The 17,088-nt window shown below is 33.1% G+C and carries 14 protein-coding genes and 1 tRNA gene; 10 read left to right on the forward strand and 5 right to left on the reverse strand.

Annotated elements, in window-relative coordinates:
• The first annotated feature begins 100 nt into the window (after positions 1-100).
• Entirely contained in the window at positions 101-586 is a 486-nt protein-coding gene (locus ACJJV4_RS13585) for a hypothetical protein (protein ID WP_405295300.1), read from the forward strand.
• 375 nt (positions 587-961) lie between these two features.
• Here ACJJV4_RS13585 and ACJJV4_RS13590 read toward each other — a convergent pair whose 3' ends face one another.
• Positions 962-1,165: a hypothetical protein gene (locus ACJJV4_RS13590; protein ID WP_405295302.1), complete on the reverse strand. Its 204-nt coding sequence runs from the start codon at positions 1,163-1,165 to the stop codon at positions 962-964.
• A gap of 54 nt (positions 1,166-1,219) precedes the next feature.
• On the opposite strand from ACJJV4_RS13590, the gene ACJJV4_RS13595 reads away from it, so the two are divergent.
• Positions 1,220-2,023 (forward strand): sensor histidine kinase, encoded by an 804-nt coding sequence (locus tag ACJJV4_RS13595; protein ID WP_405295304.1) that lies wholly within the window; start codon positions 1,220-1,222, stop codon positions 2,021-2,023.
• Positions 2,013-2,693 (forward strand): response regulator, encoded by a 681-nt coding sequence (locus ACJJV4_RS13600; RefSeq protein WP_405295306.1) that lies wholly within the window; start codon positions 2,013-2,015, stop codon positions 2,691-2,693. The genes ACJJV4_RS13595 and ACJJV4_RS13600 overlap by 11 nt, the downstream gene beginning before the upstream one ends.
• An 8-nt stretch (positions 2,694-2,701) precedes the next feature.
• Here ACJJV4_RS13600 and ACJJV4_RS13605 read toward each other — a convergent pair whose 3' ends face one another.
• A complete protein-coding gene (locus ACJJV4_RS13605; RefSeq protein WP_405295308.1) occupies positions 2,702-4,939 on the reverse strand; it encodes a M1 family metallopeptidase in 2,238 nt (745 codons plus the stop codon).
• Between the two features lie 283 nt (positions 4,940-5,222).
• Between ACJJV4_RS13605 and ACJJV4_RS13610 the strand changes: the two genes are divergently transcribed.
• The 3 genes from ACJJV4_RS13610 to ACJJV4_RS13620 all read left to right on the forward strand — a co-directional run bounded on the left by ACJJV4_RS13610 (position 5,223) and on the right by ACJJV4_RS13620 (position 9,357).
• On the forward strand, positions 5,223-5,750 hold the full coding sequence (locus ACJJV4_RS13610) for an inorganic diphosphatase (RefSeq protein WP_405295310.1): 528 nt from the start codon (positions 5,223-5,225) through the stop codon (positions 5,748-5,750).
• Between the two features lie 127 nt (positions 5,751-5,877).
• Positions 5,878-8,286 (forward strand): sodium-translocating pyrophosphatase, encoded by a 2,409-nt coding sequence (locus ACJJV4_RS13615; RefSeq protein ID WP_405295312.1) that lies wholly within the window; start codon positions 5,878-5,880, stop codon positions 8,284-8,286.
• 72 nt (positions 8,287-8,358) lie between these two features.
• The gene (locus tag ACJJV4_RS13620; RefSeq protein ID WP_405295314.1) at positions 8,359-9,357 is read left to right on the forward strand and encodes an App1 family protein; all 999 of its coding nucleotides are present in this window, start codon (positions 8,359-8,361) and stop codon (positions 9,355-9,357) included.
• Between the two features lie 50 nt (positions 9,358-9,407).
• Here the strand turns inward: ACJJV4_RS13620 and ACJJV4_RS13625 are convergent, their stop codons facing one another.
• Entirely contained in the window at positions 9,408-10,022 is a 615-nt protein-coding gene (locus tag ACJJV4_RS13625) for a deoxynucleoside kinase (protein WP_405295316.1), read from the reverse strand.
• Between the two features lie 4 nt (positions 10,023-10,026).
• Positions 10,027-10,806, reverse strand: coding sequence for a hypothetical protein (locus ACJJV4_RS13630; RefSeq protein WP_405295318.1), 780 nt, complete (start codon positions 10,804-10,806; stop codon positions 10,027-10,029).
• A gap of 164 nt (positions 10,807-10,970) precedes the next feature.
• On the opposite strand from ACJJV4_RS13630, the gene ACJJV4_RS13635 reads away from it, so the two are divergent.
• From ACJJV4_RS13635 to ACJJV4_RS13645, 3 genes are all read left to right on the forward strand, one after another.
• Positions 10,971-11,822 (forward strand): GLPGLI family protein, encoded by an 852-nt coding sequence (locus ACJJV4_RS13635; RefSeq protein ID WP_405295320.1) that lies wholly within the window; start codon positions 10,971-10,973, stop codon positions 11,820-11,822.
• A gap of 45 nt (positions 11,823-11,867) precedes the next feature.
• On the forward strand, positions 11,868-14,618 hold the full coding sequence (locus ACJJV4_RS13640) for a carboxypeptidase regulatory-like domain-containing protein (protein WP_405295322.1): 2,751 nt from the start codon (positions 11,868-11,870) through the stop codon (positions 14,616-14,618).
• A gap of 60 nt (positions 14,619-14,678) precedes the next feature.
• Positions 14,679-14,760: transfer RNA gene (locus tag ACJJV4_RS13645), tRNA-Tyr, on the forward strand.
• A gap of 51 nt (positions 14,761-14,811) precedes the next feature.
• Here ACJJV4_RS13645 and ACJJV4_RS13650 read toward each other — a convergent pair.
• Positions 14,812-16,092 carry a D-alanyl-D-alanine carboxypeptidase/D-alanyl-D-alanine-endopeptidase gene (locus ACJJV4_RS13650; protein ID WP_405295324.1) on the reverse strand — a complete coding sequence of 427 codons (1,281 nt, stop codon included), beginning with the start codon at positions 16,090-16,092 and terminating at the stop codon, positions 14,812-14,814.
• A gap of 206 nt (positions 16,093-16,298) precedes the next feature.
• Here ACJJV4_RS13650 and ACJJV4_RS13655 point away from each other — a divergent pair, with 206 nt between their 5' ends.
• On the forward strand, positions 16,299-17,024 hold the full coding sequence (locus ACJJV4_RS13655; RefSeq protein WP_405295326.1) for an FKBP-type peptidyl-prolyl cis-trans isomerase: 726 nt from the start codon (positions 16,299-16,301) through the stop codon (positions 17,022-17,024).
• Positions 17,025-17,088 lie beyond the last annotated feature (64 nt).

Here is a 17,088-nt window from a genome sequence, read left to right on the forward strand (position 1 = left end):
CAAGTAGTTTTGCTTAAATATAAATCAGGTGTAATTGCCTGATTTTTTTTACAATTAATTTACTAATTTAGGTGTTTATTAATCTAAACTCTAGAGTATTATGGAAATTAATCCCTCAAAAAATGAAGTATCTTGTAATGAAGCTATAACTTGGACACACCGGTGGCAAAAGGAAAATTATCAAAGAAACTCCGCTGGTGAACTAATACATGCGAGAGCATTTTTAATTCCTGTTGATGATCTTCTAAATTGTTTATTGGAAATGGAAGTTTTGGTATCTGAAGGAGAGAATATTTATAAGCTAGAAAAATCTAATATCCGTGAAAAAATACGTGCTTATATGGCTACGGATAGACCGGAAGAAACACAGCCAAGTGCCCAAACTGAAAAACTTTTAGTTGTTGGCACTAATCCCAAAATTATAGACGATAAAATAGTTTATAAAGATATTTTTGATTGTGGTGGTTGCAGTTGTGATGATAAAGTGAAAACTAAGGTGTTAGCCGAGCAAGCAAATTCTGATGTTTATGATTTTACAAAACCATGCCCAAGTGATTGTGATTTCAGCAGTGAATTAAATTCTTAAAAGGCATTAAAAAATTGAAATGAAAACACTAAGTGAGGTATTTACATATATAGGTGTGTTATTACTTTTTATAAATGCTTGTTTGTATACAAAAAGCTATTTATTTAATAAAAGATGTAAGCTCCTTAAGTATTATGTAATATATTTAATATTAATGTTTTGTATTTTAACCTCTAGTCTTTTAATTGTTCTATTGGTAAAAGATAAACCTAATAATTTATTTTTATCTCACTTTTATTTCATTTTTCAGTTTGTTTTTTTATCGCTGTTTTATTTTGAGCAATTCGGTAAAAAGCAACGGCTTTTTGTACGTATTATCAGTGGTTTGGTTTTTGCAGTTTTGGGTTTGCAATATGGTACAACGCCTAGTTTGTTTTATAAATTCAACTTACTCGAAATATTATTAACCTCGTTTCCTTTAGTGATATATTCGCTAATCCATTTGTTTAATGCTTTAGGTAAGCCAGGTAAATACATGTATGTAAATGCATCTGTTTTAATATATTTATCGGTAAGCACCTTAATTTTTATTTTGGGAACATCAATTAATAATATAGGTAATAGTATATCAATAAACATATGGTTTCTTAATAAAGTGTTCTACGTGGTTTATTTAGTATTGATTTTAATTGAATGGAAAGTGAGTTTATGGAAAACAACCAAATCGTAATAGAAGCCTTAACTTACGGTATTGTTTTTTTAGTGGTAATAACTGCTGGGATTATTTTGTTTTTTCATTACTCTCGGCAAAAAATTGTTCAAAAGGAACTTGAAAAAGCTGCTTTAAAACTAGAGAATCAACAAAAAATATTGCAAAACTCTATTAATATTCAAGAAATAGAGCGTAACCGGATAGCGCAAGATTTGCATGATGCTATAAGCTCTAAACTCAATATTGTTAGCTTGTCTACAAATGTGCTTTTAACAGATGATACATTAAATAAAAAGCATAAGGCGGCGTTAAACCAAATACTAGAAATTACATCGGCAACCCTGGAGAGTTCTCGTAAAATAGCTCACGATTTATTACCTCCAATTTTAGATAAATTTGGATTAAAAGTTGCTCTTGAAGAGTTGTTTGAAGCTTTTACTGCAAATACGTTTTTGCATATTGAGTATAATATTGAAGATTTGGATAGGCTATCTAAAACAAATCAATTACATGTATTTAGAATTTTTCAAGAATTAATTAATAATGCGCTTAGGCATGGTAAAGCAAGCGAGTTAGTAATTTATATGGAGCAAAATCCACTAGGGTATAGTGTGCGTTTCCAAGATAATGGTGTTGGATTTAATGTTAAGGAAGTAGATAAAAAATCTGGAATAGGTTTACAAAATATTATAAGCCGTGTGAAAATTTTAAACGGAACTTTTAAAATGGAAAGTACTAATAATAATGGTAGTCTTTTTGTAATACAATGTAAATATGAAGTGTAAAATTAAAATAGTTTTAGCAGATGATGAGTTGCTTTTTATGCAAGGGTTAAAGTCGCTTTTGGTAAGTCAAACTGATATTGATGTTATTTTTGATGCAGAAGATGGCGACGATTTAATTAATAAATTAAGAACGGCAACTGTACTTCCTGATATTGTAATTACTGATTTAAAAATGCCAGGTCTAAACGGTGTTGAGGTTACTAAAATTATTAAAAAAGAATTTCCAGAGATTAAAGTAATTGCACTTACAAGCTATTTTAGTAAGCCTTTTATTTTAAATATGATTTCTATTGGAGCTGTCGCCTATTTAGCAAAAAATAGTACGCCGGCACTAATGATTAAAACCATTGTGGAAGTTGCAGAGAAAGGATTTTATTATGATGATCGGGTAATGGCATATATTCAAGAAAGTTTAACAAACCCGAAAGATAAAAACACAAAATCTAGCTTTGATAAACGTTTTTTTACCAAGCGAGAAATTGAAGTTTTGTACCTTATTTGCAAGCAATTTACAACTATTGAAATAGGAGAAAAACTTTTTATAAGCCCGAGAACAGTAGAAGGCCATAGAAATAATTTACTTTTAAAAACAGAAGTAAAAAACGTTGCTGGACTCGTTATTTTTGCTTTGAAAAATAAAATTATTTCTTTGGATGGTGATTTTAACTAATTAAAAAATTAGTTAGTTTTCTTGGATTTAAATTTATCGAAGTCCGATTTAGAATCTGTTTTTGGAAACGTGTTGTTGTTCATATCTGCGTCTGCAAGCTCAAATTTAGGATCTAAAGTCACTCTAACGGCCGTTTTAGCTTTTACAAAAGTCTTTTTAATTTCATATTCATTTCGTCTCCAAATTTGAGCAGGAATTCTATCAATTTCCGAAGAACCATCTGAGTATATCCATTCTATAACAACGGGCATTACTAAACCGCCTAAATTTTTAACGGTAACTTCATAAATGTTTTTTCCCGCAAGTTGTTTGCGTATTTCAACTTCATCTAAGCGCGAAGTAAATTGGCCGTAATCGCGATCTGGAGTAGAAATCATATTAATAATCTCTGGCCCATTAGAGAAATCTTTTAATGCTTCATTAGAACCTGGAATAGTTATGTCTGTTTTAGCATTCGATTCCTGGTTTTGGTTTTCTTCTTGTACTTTAAACCATTTAACATTTTGTAGTTGCATATCAACATGGTCGGTTGTAAAAAACCAACCTTTAAAAAACCAATCTAAGTCTGTCGCAGTGGCGTCTTCTAAAGTTCTAAATAAATCGCCTGGGTTTGGATGTTTGTATTTCCAGCGGTTGGCATATTCTCTAAAAGCGTCATCAAATAAATCTTTACCTATTATCGTGTTTCGTAGCATTTGCAATCCAACAGTTGGCTTCATATAAAAATTAGCACCAAATTGGTTGAATAATTCATTGTCAGAATTTGTCATGATTGGGCGTAGAACATTTTTATCACCCGTCATAAACGGAACAATTTTTTTTGGAGTTACGTAGCTGTAAGATGGGTAGCGCTCTTTTAAGGTACGTTGGTGTAAAAAGGTGTTTAAACCCTCGTCCATCCACATCCATTTGCGCTCATCAGAACTTACAATCATTGGAAACCAATTGTGTCCTACTTCATGAATGATAGTACCAATCATACTAGCTTTTGCTTTTTCGCTTATTTTACCATCTTTAGGGCGGCCACCATTAAAACTAATCATCGGGAATTCCATTCCTATATTAGATGTGTTGACAGATATAGCAACCGGATAAGGATAATCAAAAGTTGCATTAGAGTAAACTTCAAGAGCATTTTTTACAGCTTTCGTAGAGACTTCTTCCCAAACAGGTAAACCTTCTTTTGGATAAAGCGACATGGCCATAACAGTGTGCGTTGGTAGTTTTACTGCTTGTGCATCCCATATAAATTTTCTTGAAGATGCAAATGCAAAATCACGCACGTTTTCAGCTTTAAACTTCCAAGTTTTTTTAGTGCTAGATTTCGTTTTCTTATTAAGTTCGGCTTCTTCTTCAGTAATAATGATTACTGGTTTTTCAAAAGAAGTTTTGGCTTGCTTTAAACGTTTAAGTTGTGTTTTGTTTAATACAGATTCGCTGTTTTCTAACGTACCAGTTGCAGCAACAACATGATCGGCAGGTACTGTAATTTCAACATCATAATTCCCAAATTCCAGGGCAAATTCACCAAGTTTTTGAAATTGTTGGTTTTGCCAACCTTCAGTATCACTATAAACGGCCATTCTTGGAAACCAATGTGCTATTAAAAAAGCGCTGTTGTCATCTTCCGGGAAATATTCATAACCTTCACGAGATAAAGGAAACATACTTCTATCTGTTATTGGGTAAGACCATGAAATTGAAAAACTAATTTGCTCACCAGATTTTAAGGGCGTATTTAATTTTACCTTCATCATGGTGTTGTTAATCATAATTTTCAAATTACTATTATTAGTATCTTTTACTTCTTTTATGGAGTATCCAGCTGGAAAATCAATGGCACGCGTAAGAAATTGCATTTTGCGGGTAGTAATAAAGTCTTTAATGTCATTATTGATACTACCAAAATCTTCATTTTCTTTTCTATTCACATTTTGGTCTAATTGAAGCCATAGGTATGCTAATTCATCTGGAGAATTATTAAAATACGTAATAGTTTCTTCTCCAAAAAGGGTGTTAGTTTTTTCGTCCAGACTTGCTTTTATATTATAGTTAGCACGCTGTTGCCAATAATCTTTTCCTGGAGCTCCGCTAGCCGTTCTGTAAGTGTTTGGAGGTGCAATTAAATGGTCTATTGGTTCAAATTTACCTTGCCAAGGTTGGTTTTGAGCATTTAAATTACAATTAATTAGAAGTGTGATGATAAGTATAGGGAGTAAGCGCATATTATATAATTTTGATATCATGGTTGTAAAAGAATACAATATACTAATTATGCATAAGTTTCGTAATTAATGCATGGTTTTTATGGACTTATAATTTAGTATTTGAAATAAATAAGAAAATAAATTACAACTAGTCTCTTTTTATTTCTTAATAACTATAACGTGAAATTTGAATTAAGCTTTCAGTTTAGTGTTAAAAACTGATGTTTTTATCTTGTTTACTGCTTTCGTGTTCAGTACATTTGTATCTTGATTATAGAAATAAAATTCTTCTAATTAAGAAGGAAATAAAATAAGATTTAATATGAGTAAGAAACAACCGTTAACTTTTGATGTTTTAATTGAAATACCAAAAGGAAGTAGAAATAAATATGAGTACGATTTTACGTTACATAAAATTCGTTTTGATCGTATGTTATTTTCTTCAATGATGTACCCTGGCGATTATGGATTCATTCCTGAAACGCTAGCGCTAGATAAAGATCCTTTAGATGTATTAGTTTTGGGGCATCAACCTACATTCCCAATGGTTGTAATGGAAGTTCGTCCAATTGGTGTGTTTTACATGACAGATGAAAAAGGACCAGATGAAAAAATTATTTGTGTACCAGTATCAGATCCTATTTGGAGTAACAAAATGGATATTGCTGATTTAAACCCACACAGATTAAAAGAAATAGAACATTTTTTCCAAGTTTACAAAGATTTAGAGAAGAAAAAAGTTGATACAGGTGGTTGGGGTAATGCTGAACAAGCAATTAAAATTTATCACGAATGTGTAGATCGTTATGATAAAAGTGAGCACAAGAAAAAGCGTACCTTTACTATCTAATTAGTATATTCTTAAAATATCACATAATAACTGAGTCATCTTTAATTAAAGGTGACTTTTTTTATTAATTATATTTCCTTATTTTTAGCTTGGTAAAAAAATAACAACCAAAAATCAACTAACTCTTATGGAATTAATAATTAAATTATTACCGCTCTTCGGGGTAGGTGCATTAGTGTTCGTCTTTCTTAAAAGTGCATGGGTGACTAAGCAGGATCAAGGCGATGAAAAAATGATACGTATTGCCAAAAATATTGCTGATGGCGCTATGTCTTTTTTAAAAGCTGAATACAAAATATTATCAATTTTTGTTGTGGCAGTAGCTATCTTGTTATACTTTAAAGGTGTATCGGAGGTAGGGTCGAGTGGTATAGTAGCCGTTTCTTTTATTATTGGAGCTATCTGTTCTGCTTTAGCTGGGTTTATAGGGATGAAGGTTGCTACTAAAGCAAATGTTAGAACAACACAAGCAGCTAGAACTTCTTTAGGACGTGCGCTGGAGGTTGCTTTTGCTGGAGGAGCTGTTATGGGACTTGGTGTTGTAGGATTGGGTATTTTAGGTCTAAGTGGCTTATTTATGGTTTACCAAAACTTATGGCCAGGTGCAGAAAATTTAGCTATGGTGTTAAATGTGCTTTCAGGTTTTTCATTAGGAGCGTCATCTATTGCTTTATTTGCTCGTGTTGGTGGTGGTATTTATACCAAAGCAGCCGATGTTGGTGCCGATCTTGTTGGTAAAGTAGAAGCAGGTATTCCTGAAGATCATCCGTTAAACCCAGCAACTATTGCAGATAATGTTGGTGATAACGTTGGTGATGTTGCTGGAATGGGAGCCGATTTATTCGAGTCTTACGTTGGTTCTATTATAGGAACAATGGTTTTAGGAGCGTTTATTTTAACGCCAGATTTCAATGGCTTAGGAGCTGTTTACTTACCGTTAGTTCTTGGAGCCGTCGGTATTGTAATGTCAATTTTAGGAACCTTTTTTGTAAAAGTTAAAGACGGAGGAAATCCGCAAACAGCATTAAACATTGGAGAATTTGGTTCTGCAGGTTTAATGGTTATAGCATCTTATTTTATTATTAATGCCTTGTTGCCTGAATCTGTAGAGGGATTGTCATTTGGAGCTATGGGTGTGTTTTGGGCAACTATTGCTGGTTTAGTCGCTGGTTTAGCTGTTGGTAAAGTAACAGAATATTACACAGCTACAGGAAAAAGACCGGTAATGTCTATAGTAGAACAATCGGAAACTGGAGCAGCAACAAATATTATTGCTGGTTTAGGCGTAGGCATGATGTCTACAGCTATTCCAATTCTTTTAATTGCTGCGGCTATTATTGTATCGCATCACTTTGCTGGATTATACGGTATTGCAATTGCAGCGGTTGGTATGTTAGCAAATACAGGGATTCAGTTAGCAGTAGATGCTTATGGACCAATTTGTGATAATGCTGGCGGAATTGCCGAAATGGCGGAATTGCCAAGTGAAGTACGTGATCGTACGGATAAACTAGATGCTGTTGGTAATACAACCGCGGCAGTAGGTAAAGGTTTCGCAATTGCTTCTGCGGCTTTAACAGCTTTGGCTCTATTTGCTGCTTTTATGAAAACGGCTAACGTAACAGCAATTGATGTGTCTAGGCCTACAATTATGGCAGGTTTGTTAGTTGGTGGTATGTTGCCATTTGTATTTTCAGCCCTATCAATGAATGCGGTTGGTCGTGCTGCTATGGCCATGATAGAAGAGGTGCGTCGTCAGTTTAGAGATATTCCGCAGTTAAAAGCGGCATTAGTAGTGATGCGTAAATACGATTCGGATATGACGAAGGCTACCAAAGAAGATCGTGCTATTTTCGATGCAGCGGATGGTTATGCTGAATACGATAAATGTGTAGATATTTCTACCAAGGCATCTATAAAAGAAATGGTTTTCCCTGGGTTATTAGCCATTGCAGTACCTGTTGCTGTTGGTTTTATTGGTGGCGCCGAAATGTTAGGCGGACTTTTAGCGGGTGTAACTACTTGTGGTGTACTTATGGCTATTTTTCAGTCTAATGCAGGTGGTGCTTGGGATAATGCAAAAAAAACTATTGAAGAGCAAGGCAAGAAAGGTACAGATGCTCATAAAGCGGCTGTAGTTGGTGATACGGTTGGAGATCCATTTAAAGATACATCAGGGCCTTCGTTAAATATTCTGCTTAAATTAATGTCGGTCGTGGCTTTAGTTATTGCGCCAAGTATTGCATTATCTAGTGATAGTGTTGTGGCACATTTAAATAACAAAAATGTTTTAGATCAAGTTGAGGTTAAAAAAGAAGTGAATGTACAGATGCATAAAAATAATGATGGTACTATTAAAGCTATCGTAAAAACGGTAACTACAAAAAATGGAGAAGGATCTACCACATACGAAAATTTTGAAGGTACCGAAGCTGAAGTGAAGAAAAATCTTGCCGCCTTAAGCGCAGATGGAAAAAATGTTATGCTTGAAATAGAAAGTGATATAAATAAAGTTGAAGAAGATGTTTTAAATTAGGTTACACCTCTTTTTTTAGTAATTTTGAAAAACCACGTGGAAACGTGGTTTTTTGTATTTTTCCAATCTATTATGTTTAAAAAAGACCCTGTTCAAATTATAGCATTTCAAACTTACGGTACTTGCAACCGTGTATATTTGCGTGGGCGGGCTATAGAGGATGAAAGCATTAATTTAGAACAAAAAAGCGTTTTAAAATTGCTTATTAATGCTTGGAAACGTTTCGAAACAGACGAAGTTAAGCATGCAGAACTTGTTGTTAAGCTTGGAGAAGATAACGTGTTTTACACCAAAACGGATAATAGAGGTTACTTTTTGTTCGATGAAACAATTGATGATATTAGTAAATATCAAGATGACGAAGGTTGGGTTAGGTTTGAGTTTTCTTTCAAGAATAAAATTGCTAAGCGTTTAATTCAATCGGAAAATAAGTTTTCAGCCCATATGCTCATACCTTCTAAAAGAGCTTCTTTTGGGGTTATTAGTGATATTGATGATACTATTTTGCACACAGGTATTGTTTCTATGTTTAAATGGCGGGTGCTTTTTAATACCTTTTTAAAATCTGCCGGAAAGCGATTACCCTTGGAAGGTGCTGCTGCATTTTATAAACTATTACATGAAGGAAAAAAAGAACATGAAGCGAACCCTATTTTCTATGTAAGTCACAGTCCTTGGAATTTATATAGGTATTTAGATTATTTTTTAAAGCAAAACAATTTTCCCAACGGACCTATTATTCTGCGGAAGTTTCCTAGTGTTTTTAAAAGAAAACCAAAGGATGATAAGCCTGAGAAGCAAAAAGAAATTATTAATTTATTAAAATCTTACCCAGACTTAAAGTTTATTTTAATTGGTGATTGTGGAGAGCACGATCCAGATATTTATATTGAAATTGCAGAGTTTTTTCCTGATAGAATTTTAGCAATCTATTTACGTAGTGTAAAACATAAAAGGAAAATGCTTCGTGTTTCTGGATTGTTTGATAATTATAAAACAACACCTGTTTTATTGGTTGAAACCAGCGAGGACGCTATTAAGCATGCTCGCCAATGCGGTTTTGTATTGTAGATTTTAGGCTTGCATAATCAATTTATAGCGTAAAACGCCAATATATTGTTCTAAAAAAGTCCATTTATTTCGGCGTCAATAGTGTTTATTACATATCCTAAATCTTCTGGATTATCAACAAAATCTAAGTGGTCTACATCAATTATTAAAAGTTTGCCTTTATCGTAACCATGTATCCAAGCTTCATAGCGTTCATTTAATCGACTTAAATAATCTATACTTATTGAGTTTTCGTAATCACGACCACGTTTATGTATTTGCGATACTAAATTGGGGATGGTACTACGCAAGTAAATTAATATATCTGGTCCTTGAACAAGAGATTCCATAAGTTCAAAAAGCGATTTGTAGTTTTCAAAATCACGATTCGTCATTAAGCCCATAGCATGTAAGTTAGGAGCGAAAATATGAGCATCTTCGTAAATAGTACGATCTTGAATAATAGCTTTTCCACTTTGGCGAATTTGTAACACTTGGCGAAAACGACTGTTTAAAAAATACACTTGTAAATTAAAACTCCAACGTTCCATTTGGTTGTAAAAATCGTCTAGGTAAGGATTATCTACCACATCTTCTAATTGAGCTTCCCAATTATAATGTTTCGCTAAAAGTTTTGTGAGAGTAGTTTTTCCAGCGCCTATGTTTCCGGCAATAGCAATATGCATAGTGTTAAGTTATTTTTAAATGGAACTCGTATAAAGTTTTCTGGCTGTAAATATACAAGGTTTCATTGATTACAAAAAACTGATTTATTATTAAATTAGGAAGAAGAATGCGTACTGGTTGTTTGTCGTTTTTATTAAGGTAAAATAAGGTGTTATCTTTTTTTAGTATCAAATTTTCGTTATCAACAGCAATAGATGTATAATTATCGTTGTTTATGTTTTTTATTAAACTCCCGAAATAATTATAAGTATATAGTTGGTTTTTAGTGAGTAACCAACAGTAATTAAAGTTACTTTTTAAATCCAGAACTTCGCTCTGTATGGGTTGGGCATGCGCTCTAGATGTTTTAGATTTATAATCAAAAAGTTCTAGTTTTTGGTTGTCTTGGTTAAAAATCCAAACGGTATTGTCATGCCCTGTTGAGGTATGAGAAACATTTTTATAATTACTAATGGCATTAAAATCTATTTTAAAAATTTCCGATAAGCGGTTGTCCAAAATTATTAAGGTATTAAAATCTTTATAAAAGAGATTAATTTTTAATGGGTTAAACGTATTGGCAGAGCTAAGATTTCCTAATTGTAGATTGCTGTAAGTTAGTGTTTTATCCTCTTGAGTTTTATGGAGTATATTGTTGTTTACATAAAATGTGGTGCCAAAATTATTAACCGAAACCAAATGTTCTGCATCAAGCCATGTTTTTTTTATTAGCGCCGCTTCAATCGTTTCCTGGGAGAAAATCGAAAGGGTAAATAAAAATATTATATATGTTAGGTGTTTCATTCGATTGGAAAATTACAAAAATTGAACCAATTTATAAGGCATTAAAAAAGCGTATTTCTTTTAAGAGTATTTTAACATTTTTAGATTAAACTATTTGTTGTTTGTTGGAGTCTAAGCTAAAATTAAAGTTTAATTTTAGTAACAAAATAAAAACATAAATAACGATGAATTTTAAAATGTTAAAACCGGCAATAACAGCATGTTTACTTTTTATAACGGTATTCTCTTTTGCTCAAAAAGACTTTCAGGGTAAGGCTTACTACGAGTCTAAAACCACTGTAGATATGAGTAATTTTGGTGGTGGACAACTCAGTGAAGAGCGAAAAAAGGAAATTGCTAGCCGAATGAAAAGTATGCTAGAAAAAACTTTTATTTTAACTTTTAATCAATCGGAATCAATATACAAGGAAGAAGAGCGTTTAGAAGCGCCTAGTTCAGGTCGTGGCCCTCGTTTTGGAGCCATGAGTTTCACTGGAGGCGATCAATATAAAAATGTGAGAAGTCAAGAGCTTTTGCAAGAGCAAGAATTTTTTGGCAAACAGTTTTTAATTAAAGATGAATTGCAAGAATTAAACTGGGAATTAGGTTCCGAAACTAAAACTATTGGCCAATATACTTGTTTTAAAGCTACGGCGGTAAAAGAAGCTACGGGGTTCGATATTGGTAATTTTGGAAAAAGGCCTTCTGATGATGAAGATAAAAAAAAGGAGGAAGATAAGCCTAAAGAAATTATAGTCACAGCTTGGTACACACCGCAAATACCAGTAAATCAAGGTCCCGATACATATTGGGGTTTGCCTGGTTTAATTTTAGAGATTAATGCCGATAAAACTACAATTCTATGTTCTAAAATTGTTTTAAATCCTTCGGAAAAAGATGAAATGAAAGTGCCTTCGAAAGGTAAGGAAGTTACTCAAGCAGAATATGATGCCATTGTAAAGAAAAAAATGGAAGAAATGCAAGCCATGCGCGGTAGAGGAGGAAATCGCGGACCTGGAGGAGGAGGAAGACGCTAATAATAGCTGTCTTGCGTGTTTAGTAATTAATCGAAAATTTATTCTGTGAAAAATGTATTAGTTTTTATGCTGCTTTTAGCGGTAAGTTCAACCTTTGCTCAAGTTAAGCTGGAAGGTGTTGTTAGAGATAGTATTGGAGAACCTTTAGAGTTGGCAAACGTAATAGCTATTAATCAAGATACACAAAAGCTCGATGCTTATGGAATTACTAATCCAGAGGGACGTTACAAGCTTTCAGTAGAAAAAAATGCGAAGTATAACATACAAGTGAGTTATATAGGTATGAGAACTGGCCAGGCTGAGGTAATTACCAAAGAAACTGCAATTATTCAAGATTTTGTTTTGGTTGAAGATAATACGCTTGATGCCGTAGAATTAATTTATGAAATGCCCGTAACTATTAAAGGCGATACTATTGTTTATAATGCCGATTCGTTTAAATCTGGTACAGAACGAAAATTAGGAGATGTATTAGATAAACTACCTGGTGTAGAGATTAATGACGATGGAGAAATTGAAGTAGAAGGCGTAAAGGTTGGCAAAGTTATGGTTGAAGGTAAAGAGTTTTTTGATGGAGACTCTAAGCTCGCCACTCAAAATATACCTGCAAATGCCATTGATAAAGTTGAGGTTCTTAAAAATTATGCCGAAGTTGGACAGTTAAGTGGTGTAACCAATAACCAAGATAATATAGCTATAAACATTAAACTTAAACAAGGTAAAAAGAATTTTTGGTTCGGGAACGTTACTGCTGGTGGTGGTACTTCCGATAGTGATTTACTCTATTTATTTCAACCAAAATTATTTTACTACAGCCCAGAATACAGTATAAACGTTATAGGTGACTTAAACAATATTGGAGAAATAGCTTTTACACGTCGCGATTATTTTAACTTCACAGGTGGTTTTAGATCGCCAAGTAGAAGTAGTGGAACAAACATAGATTTAGGAAGTAATAATTTAGGTTTTTTATCGCTTCAGAATAATAGAGCGAAAAATATTAATACCAAATTTGGAGCTGCTAATTTTAGCTACTCACCTAAATCTACTTTAGATTTAAGTGGTTTTGCAATTCTGTTAAGTAATCGTACAGATTTAACTAAAATTAGCGATGTACAATTTTTAGATGATGCCTCTCGTGATGAGACTAAAGAAAGTAACACACGCCAACGTAGTGACATGGCTATGTTAAAGTTTAGTGCAAAGTACAAGCCGAATGGAAGTAATCAATTAGATTACGATGTGTTGGCAAGAACGTCTAAGGAATCGCAGGATCAATTTGTATTATCATCTCAAGTTGGCAACGTTAGTGAGCTAGAAAGCTCATCGCCATTTAGTATCAATCAAAACTTGAATTATTATTATACTTTAGACGAAAAAAATATTTTTGCTTTAGAGGTACAACATTTGTGGCAAGATGAAGACCCTTTTTACAATGCGATTTTAGAAAACGACCCAACTAATAATGATAATGATTTAGACGACCCAGTTAATCCAAGTGATGCATATGATGATACAGCTAGTAATTTAGGTTTCAATAGGGATCAAATTCAATACGACATTAATCAAGATAAGCGTGTAAAATCCAATCAAATGGATGCTAAGGTCGATTATTGGAATATTCTAAATCAAAAGAGTGATGTTAATTTTACCTTAGGAACTATTTATAGTAAGCAAGATTTCGATTCAAATATATTTCAAACTTTAGATGACGACACTAATTTCGAATCGATCCCGACAATAAATGATGGTATAGATACAAACAATATTGCTTACACATTTACCGACGTATATGCCGCAGCACATTACCGTTTAAAGTCTGGTATTTTTACGTTTACACCAGGTTTTTCTGCACATGCTTATAGTGCAAAAAACAATCAGTTTAACGTGAGTTATACCGATGACTTTTTTAGGTTACTGCCAGATGTTAATGTGTTAGTACAATTAAAAAAGAGTGAACGTATTATTTTTAATTACGATATGCAAACTAATTTTACCGATGTTAATCAACTTGCTAGAGGGTTAGTGTTGAACGATTACAGTTCTGTTTTTTCTGGTAATCAAGAATTAGAAAGTGCCTTATCTCACAATTTTAACCTTTCTTACTTTAGTTTTAATATGTTTAATTACACGAATGTTTCGGCGCGATTAAATTATAGTAAAACTATTGATCGTATTAGAACAAATTCAGAATTACCTATAGGAAGCGTTATTAGGGTTAGTTCGCCATATAATTCTAATTTGGCCGATGAAAGTGCAAGTGCTAATGCTAGAGTGCAAAAATCAATTGGGAAATTTAGAGCAACGGCTACGGGTAATTTAAGTTATACTAAATACAATCAGTTTGTTAATAATTTGCCTTTTAGTAATGAAAACTTCACGCAGACTTATCGAACAGAATTGCGAACTAATTTTAAAGAAGCGCCAAATTTTGAGTTAGGATATCGTTACAGTATTCAAGATAATGATCAAGGTATGCAGAGAACTAAGTTTTATACCAAAGCCCCATCGGTAGAATTTGATGCTTTAATATTAAAAAGCTTTACTTTTACTACAGATTATTCATATAATAATTTTTCAGATGAAGAAAAAACAATAAACTCTTACGAATTTTGGGATGCCTCTTTAGCTTATAAAAAAGATGAAAATAGTAAGTGGGAATACGAAATAAAAGCAACTAACTTATTAAATACCAGGTCTCAAAACCAAAGTAGTGCGGGGGCAATTTCGGTAAGTGCAACCGAATATTATATACAGCCACGCTTCTTAACATTTAGAATTCGATACGAATTATAAAAAAGAATTGAAATTTGTTTTGTAGAATTAATAAACAGTAATATATTTGCGGTCAGTTTTGGGGAGATACTCAAGCGGCCAACGAGGGCAGACTGTAAATCTGCTGACTACGTCTTCGTAGGTTCGAATCCTACTCTCCCCACAAAGCCTGCTTTTTAGCAGGCTTTTTTATTTTGAAAACTTTACATTTAGATTAGTATTCATTTCTCAACCATTCAAAAATAGTTTGCATATTTTGTTTTACATGCGTGGTTGATGTTGTGTAGTGGTTATTCATAAAACTAAAAATAAGAGTTTCACCACTATTAGTAACTAAGTAACCACTTAAGCAATAATTGTTACCTAGTGTTCCAGATTTGGCATAGATATAGGGTTGTTCTTGCCCAGCATACCATTTTTTTAATGTTCCAGATGTTCCTCCAGCAGGAAATAAATTAAATAACCTTGTTACGTCTATACTTTTATACATTCTAGATAATACATCAACGAAGGAGTTTGGTGAAAATAAATTATATCGGCTTAAGCCAGAGCCATCAACCCAACGTGGTTTTTCGGTTAATGTGTTTAAGTGGGTGTTCAGCATAAAATCTCTAGCTTTTTTAGAGCTTAAACTGTCAGATTGTGTAGAGGATGCCATAATTAGTATCTGTTCAGCTAAAAAATTATCACTTACATGCATCATACGTTTGTATAATGAGTCCGATGGGATACTGTAGGCTGTGTTTAAATGCTTCGGAATTTCAGATGTAAATCTCACTTTGTTTCCAGTTAAGTCTTTCCATATGCTTTCCGATGTTAATCGATTTAAAACCATAGGGACTTCAATGGTATCTGTGTGTTTTGGGTTGTAATAAAATTCATTGGTATTAAATGCTCTTCGTTTTTTTTTAGTAGCATAACTAATATCCGTCTTAAATATGTTGGGTGTGGCGGATAGGCTATCTAAATTACTTATGGTAACTACATTTCCGTAAGTGGGAAAAGCACTTCGCTCGGGGCTAAAATAAGTGTCGTAATCTTCCCAAGCCCAACCAGGTCCAAACTTATCGTCTATTAGGTTGGTTTCTACAATAGCTATTGTTTTAAATGCTTTAGCTATCTGTATCGCGGTACTATCGTTAAAAAACGAGTGTAAAAAGGCTGGGTTTCCGGTGCCAACAAGAGTTAAGGTGTCTTGTTTGATGTTATATTTAAAGGCCGGTATGCTATCGGGTAGCATCTGTAATGCTGTATATAAAGTGAAAATTTTTGTATTACTAGCAGGAGTAAAATATTTGTGTGCGTTGTGTTGATATATGGTGTCTTTTGTTTTAGGGTTGTAAACCAAAAAGCCTGTAAATTGGTTGTTGTAAAAGCTACTCTTTAAAGTGGAATTTATTGTTTTTGTAATTCGTGCAGATTTACAGCTAGAGAAAACTATTAAAAAGCATAATAAAAGGAAACATTTATTCAGAGTTGTGCGTATAGTTTTCATTTTTTGGATGGGTAAAAATTTCAGAATAGTCAAATATAATTAATAAATAGTTTTAAGAATAAGGGGTTTTAATTTGGATTAGGTGGTCTTAACTTAAGCGTAACCATATGTTTGCTTCATGTTTTTTTGTTAAATAGAGCTTAAAGCTATTTTGTAGCTATTATAATTTTGTTACATTTGGCTTCAAATTAATTTAACACAAAAAAATGAAAACAATTAAAGTTTTAAGCCTTGTTGCTCTTACAGCATTAATGGCATCTTGTAATAATACAGGAGTTACAAAAAAGCCTATAAAAACAGAATTAGACTCAGTAAGTTACGCTATTGGTATGGACGTTGCTAGAAATGTAAAAACTAGCTTTACTGAATTTGATAACGATTTATTTATCCAAGGGTTTATGAACGCTATTGATTCTACCGATATGTTAATAGAGCAAGCAGATGCTCAAAAAGTGGTGCAAGCTTATTTCCAAAAGAAACAACAAGCTGATATGGCTAAACAAAAAGAAGCTGCAGCTAAAAAAGCAGAAGCTGAGTTTGGTGAAGTAAAAGTTGCTGGTGAAAAGTTTTTAGAAGAAAACAAATCTAAAGATGGTGTTCAAGTAACAGCAAGCGGATTACAATATATAGTTGAAAAAGAAGGAACAGGTGAAAAACCAACAACTGCTTCTCAAGTAAAAGTACATTACCATGGAACGTTAACCGATGGAACTATTTTTGACAGTTCTGTAGATCGTGGAACTCCAGCTACTTTTGGTGTAACTCAGGTTATTCCGGGTTGGACAGAAGGTTTACAATTAATGTCTGTAGGTTCTAAATATAAATTCTTTGTACCACAAGAATTAGGTTACGGAGCAACTCCAAGAGGTGGAAAAATTAAGCCTTTCGATGTTTTAGTATTCGATGTTGAATTATTAGAAATCGTTAAGTAATTTAAAATGCATTCTACTAATTATGGTGTTGAGATTTTCAACTTATAATTAGAATGAAACGTTT

It is taken from the genome of Algibacter sp. Ld11 (genome assembly GCF_045066735.1).
Taxonomy (GTDB): domain Bacteria; phylum Bacteroidota; class Bacteroidia; order Flavobacteriales; family Flavobacteriaceae; genus Algibacter.